4 protein-coding genes are annotated in these 4,477 nt (G+C 65.6%); all 4 read left to right on the forward strand.

Features of this window, described 5'->3' with window-relative positions:
* Positions 1-809: rod shape-determining protein MreC (gene mreC, locus ACT84W_RS02675; protein WP_444328122.1), on the forward strand; the 809-nt coding region annotated here is incomplete at its 5' end.
* 14 nt (positions 810-823) lie between these two features.
* Positions 824-1,360 carry a rod shape-determining protein MreD gene (mreD, locus tag ACT84W_RS02680; RefSeq protein ID WP_417576519.1) on the forward strand — a complete coding sequence of 179 codons (537 nt, stop codon included), beginning with the start codon at positions 824-826 and terminating at the stop codon, positions 1,358-1,360.
* 9 nt (positions 1,361-1,369) lie between these two features.
* The gene (gene mrdA / locus ACT84W_RS02685) at positions 1,370-3,394 is read left to right on the forward strand and encodes a penicillin-binding protein 2 (RefSeq protein ID WP_444328123.1); all 2,025 of its coding nucleotides are present in this window, start codon (positions 1,370-1,372) and stop codon (positions 3,392-3,394) included.
* A 17-nt stretch (positions 3,395-3,411) separates the two neighbouring features.
* A partial coding sequence (locus ACT84W_RS02690) for an FtsW/RodA/SpoVE family cell cycle protein (protein ID WP_444328124.1) occupies positions 3,412-4,477 on the forward strand: 1,066 nt, incomplete at its 3' end.

Below are 4,477 nucleotides of genomic sequence, written 5' to 3' on the forward strand. Positions count from 1 at the left end.
GCAACATCTTCGCGAACCTCACCGCGGATCAGGCGACGCTGTCCGACCTCAAGGCGGACAACGAGCGCCTTCAGGCGCGCAACGCCGAGCTCGAGGAGGCGGAGCAGACCGCCAAGCGGCTCCAGGACCTCCTCGGCATCCAGGACAGCTACAGCCTGCAGTCGAAGGGCGCGCGCATCATCTCCGGGTCGAGCGACTCTTGGACCTCGACGGTCACGATCAACCTCGGCTCCGTCTCGGGGCTCACGGTCGGCATGCCCGTCATGGCCTCCAACGGCGTCATCGGCCAGATCATCTCGTGCGGGCCGACCTCGTCTGTGGTCCGTCTGATCACCGACGAGAACTCCTCGGTCTCCGCGATGATCCAGTCGAGCCGCGCCCAGGGCATGCTCAACGGCTCGGCCACCGGCCAGATCACGCTCGACCTTATCTCGACCTCGCAGAACGTGCAGGTCGGCGATCTCGTTGTCACGAGCGGACTCGGCGGGGTGTTCCCCAAGGGACTTCCTTTGGGCAGGGTCTCCAACGTCGACAACACCCCCGGCTCGCTCTACCTCGAAGTGACGGTCGACGCCTTCGCGAGCACCGAGAACTACGAGGAGGTCATCGTCATCACGTCGCTCACGGAGGGCCAGGAGGCCACTGCCGACGACATCAAGTCCGCCGATTCGCAGGAGACCTCGAGCTCGTCCTCCTCGTCCGATTCTGGCTCTGATGACTCCTCCGATAAATCGTCGGCGAGCGATGAGGGCCAGGGGTCCGGTGATGCGGGCAGCGGATCCGCTTCCAGCGACGGTTACAGCGAGTAGGGGAGGGAGCATCCATGCAGATCGCCGATAAGGGCCACGACACCAAGGGTCTCCTCATCCTCGGGGCCGTCTGCGCCGTGTGCCAGCTCACCCTCGCCCCGAACATCGCGCTCGGCAACGGGCGGGCAAACTTCGCGCTCGTCTTCGCGGCGTGCGTGGCGCTGACGCGCGGCGGATCCCAGGCGACGGTCATAGGCTTTTTCGCGGGTCTTTTCTTCGATCTCTCCACGACGGGGCCGATCGGCCTCATGTCCCTGCTCCTGACCGTCTGCTCGCACCTGCTCGGCGGCGAGCACCGCAATCGGATGGCCGGCGACTTCGGCGCGAGCATGGCGCTGTTCTCGGCCGCGGCGCTCGGGGTCTCGGTCGCCTATGGGCTCACGATGCTGCTTGTCGGGGACTCGAGCTCGCTTATCGACGCGCTCTTCTTCCGCGCCATCCCCACCGCATTTCTTACCATCATCGCCTTCCTGCCGTTCGCGTACTACTTCTCGCGCGTGCGCTCGAACTCCTTCGGCGCAGGCACCCATCTCTCGCGCAGGGGCTTCTAAGGGGCGGTCATGGATCTGTCTCTGCTGATTGTCATAGTGTGCGCGGTCATCGCCGTCGTGTTCATAGCGCTGTTCCTCGTCTTCGGGCGTTCCGAGGCCGCCTACACCTTCGACATCGGCGGCGGCGCCCCGCGGGCCTCCGGAGGCCGGGACGAGTCGGCCGAGACGACCTACTCCTCGCGACTCGTCGGGTTCGCCGCCGTCATCGGCGCGATCTTCGCCGCGCTTCTCGCGCGACTCTGGTCCATGCAGCTCGTCTCCAGCGACGAGTACACCAAGGAAGCCGAGTCCAACCGCACGAGGACCGTCACCACCGCTGCCCCACGCGGCAGGATACTCGACCGCAACGGCGCCGAGATCGTGTCGAACCGCTCGAGCCTGACCGTCGTGGCGGACGCGGACGTGGCCGACGACGAGGTGGAGATGCAGCTGCTCGCCAACCTGATCGGCATGCCGCGCCAGGCTGTCTACCGCAAGGTCATCGACTCCTCCGAGGGCGCCCAGTCCGTGAGGACCGTCGCCACCGACGTCTCGCGCCGGGTCGTGGCCTACCTCGGCGAGCACCCGGCCGCCTTCTCTGGCGTCTCCGTCCAGCAGCGCTCCCAGCGTTCCTACCCGCAAGGGACGCTGGCGGCCCACGTCGTCGGCTACACCGGCACCGTGACGGCCGAGCAGCTGGAGGCTTCGGGATCCGATGACTCCTCGGTCCAGTACAAGTCCGGCGACGTCGTCGGCCAGGCCGGCGTCGAAGCCATGTACGAGAGCATCCTGCAGGGTATCCGGGGCGAGCAGACCGTCTACGTCGATTCCAACGGAAAGATCCTGCAGTCCTCGACCAAGATCGACCCGCAGAGCGGCAGCGACGTCGTGCTCACCATTGACTCCGGCATCCAAAAGGCCGCCGAGGATTCTCTCGAGAAGGTACTGACGGAGCTCAGGCAGAAGGGCAAGAACCCCGCAGGCGGCAGCGTCGTCTGCCTCGACTGCACGAACGGCGAGGTCCTCGCGATGGCGAGCGCCCCTACCTTCTCGCCCTCGATCTTCGTAGGCGGCATCGCGAACTCGGACTGGGAGGGGCTCACCAACGAGGCCTCCAACTATCCGCTGCTCAACCGTGCCATCTCGGGCCAGTACCCCTCGGGGTCCACCATCAAGCCCTTCACATCCTTCGCCGCGCTCGACAATGGCATCGCGACGCCTCAGTCTGGCTATGTCTGCAACGGCTGGTGGACGGGTCTCGGCGAGGCCTACGGCATGTGGTGCTACAACCACGACGGCCATGGAGGGCTGAACCTGCAGCAGGGCATCACATTCTCGTGCGACGTCGTTTTCTACGATATTGGCAAGGGCTTCTCGAACTCCAGCAACAAGGACGGCATGCAACAGAAGTTCCGCCAGTACGGCTTCGGCTCCGCCACGGGGATCGACCTGCCGAGCGAGGCCGTGGGCCGCGTTCCCGACGCCGCCTGGAAGTGGGACTATTTCTCGAGCCTGCCCGACGCGGACCGCGAGTGGCACCCCGGCGACTACTGCAACATCGCCATCGGCCAGGGCGACATCCTCGTCACTTGCTTGCAGATTGCGCACGCGTACTCCAGCATCGCCAACCGAGGGCCCGTCTTCAAGCCGCACGTGCTCAAGTGCGTCAAGAGCAACATCGGTAACGGCTCGGTGATCGACTACAAGGTCTCGCAGACCGACGATATCAGCGAGGAAGATGATTACCGCGACCTCGTTGAGCGGGGCCTCGAGGGCGTGATCTATGAGGAGAGCGAGAGCCAGGCGGCCCACTGGACGAACCTCAACGTGAAGGTCGCGGGAAAGACGGGCACCGGCGAGCAGACCTCCGTCGGCAGGAATATCTGCTGGATGGTCGCCTACGCACCCGCTGACGACCCCAAGTACGTCGTCGCGGCGAACGTCGACGGCGGCGACTGGGGCTCGACCACGGCCATGCTCGTCGCCCGCGACGTTCTCGGGCAGATCTATGGCCAGCCCGACACCGCGACGACCGTTTCCGACACCACCGATTAGCCTGGGAGGACCCTTCCATGCCATCCAAATCAATGACGGGGCTGGGCACGGCCACCGGCGGCATCCTCGGCAGGGCCGCCGACAAGATGCTCGGCAACGATGAGCGCGGGGCCAGGATCTCGGGCGGCCGCGGGCCATTGGGCGACCTCTATCTCTCGCAGCTCATCCCCGCGGCGCTCCTTGTCATCGTCGGCGTCGTCACCATATGGTCCGCGTCGCTCACCATTGCCGAGGCGCGCTTCTCGAGCCATCTGGTCGGCATCGCCATGGGAGCCTTCCTCGCCTTCCTCGTGTGGCGCTACGACACGCGCGCGCTTTCCGGTATGGTCACGACGCTGCTCGTCATCGACTGCGTGCTCATGGTCTTGCCGCATTTCCCGGGCCTCGGCTTCGAGGCGAAGGGCATGACAGGCTGGGTTCAGCTGCCGCTCATCCACTTCCGGTTCCAGCCCTCCGAGCCCGCCAAGCTCGTCACGATCCTGCTCATGGCGGCCGCGAGCGGCCAGTACAACGGGAAGATCGAGACCTTCACGGACTATGCCAAGCTCTGTGGCACGCTGCTTCTGCCCCTCGGCCTGCTCGTCGTGACCGACCTCGGCACGGGCCTCGTGATCCTCTTTGCTGGTGCGGCCATCATCATCTGCTCGGGCGCGCCCTCCAAGTGGGTCGTGCCCACGATCGCGCTCATCGTCGGCGCCGTCGCGCTCGTCGTGTGGTCGTCCATGACGCCGGGTCTCCCTCACGTCCTCAAGGATTACCAGATCAAGCGCCTGATCGTCTTTGTCGATGAGGCGGCCGACCCGAAGGGCTACGGCTATAACCTGCGCCAGGCGAAGATTGCGGTCGGCTCCGGCGGGTTTTTGGGCAAGGGCATCGGCAACGCCTCGCAGGCCGGCTCCGGGTTTCTTCCCGAGGCCCACACGGACTTCGTGTTCGCGCTGTTCGCGGAGCAGTTCGGCTTCGTCGGCTCGGTGCTCCTGCTCGCGCTCTTCGCTTGGATGATCCTCGCGACGCTGCTGCTCGCCATGAGGATCGACAACCTCTTCAGCAAGATGCTGCTCGTCGGCTGCTGCGGCATGTGGA

Origin of the sequence: Paratractidigestivibacter sp. (assembly GCF_052362415.1) — a bacterium.
GTDB lineage: Bacteria > Actinomycetota > Coriobacteriia > Coriobacteriales > Atopobiaceae > Paratractidigestivibacter.

What these genes read in the sequence shown, in the direction of transcription:
- mrdA (WP_444328123.1), top strand. Translation starts at nt 1,370, where the DNA reads ATGGATCTGTCTCTGCTGATTGTCATAGTGTGCGCGGTCATCGCCGTC.
- mreD (WP_417576519.1), top strand. Translation starts at nt 824, where the DNA reads ATGCAGATCGCCGATAAGGGCCACGACACCAAGGGTCTCCTCATCCTC.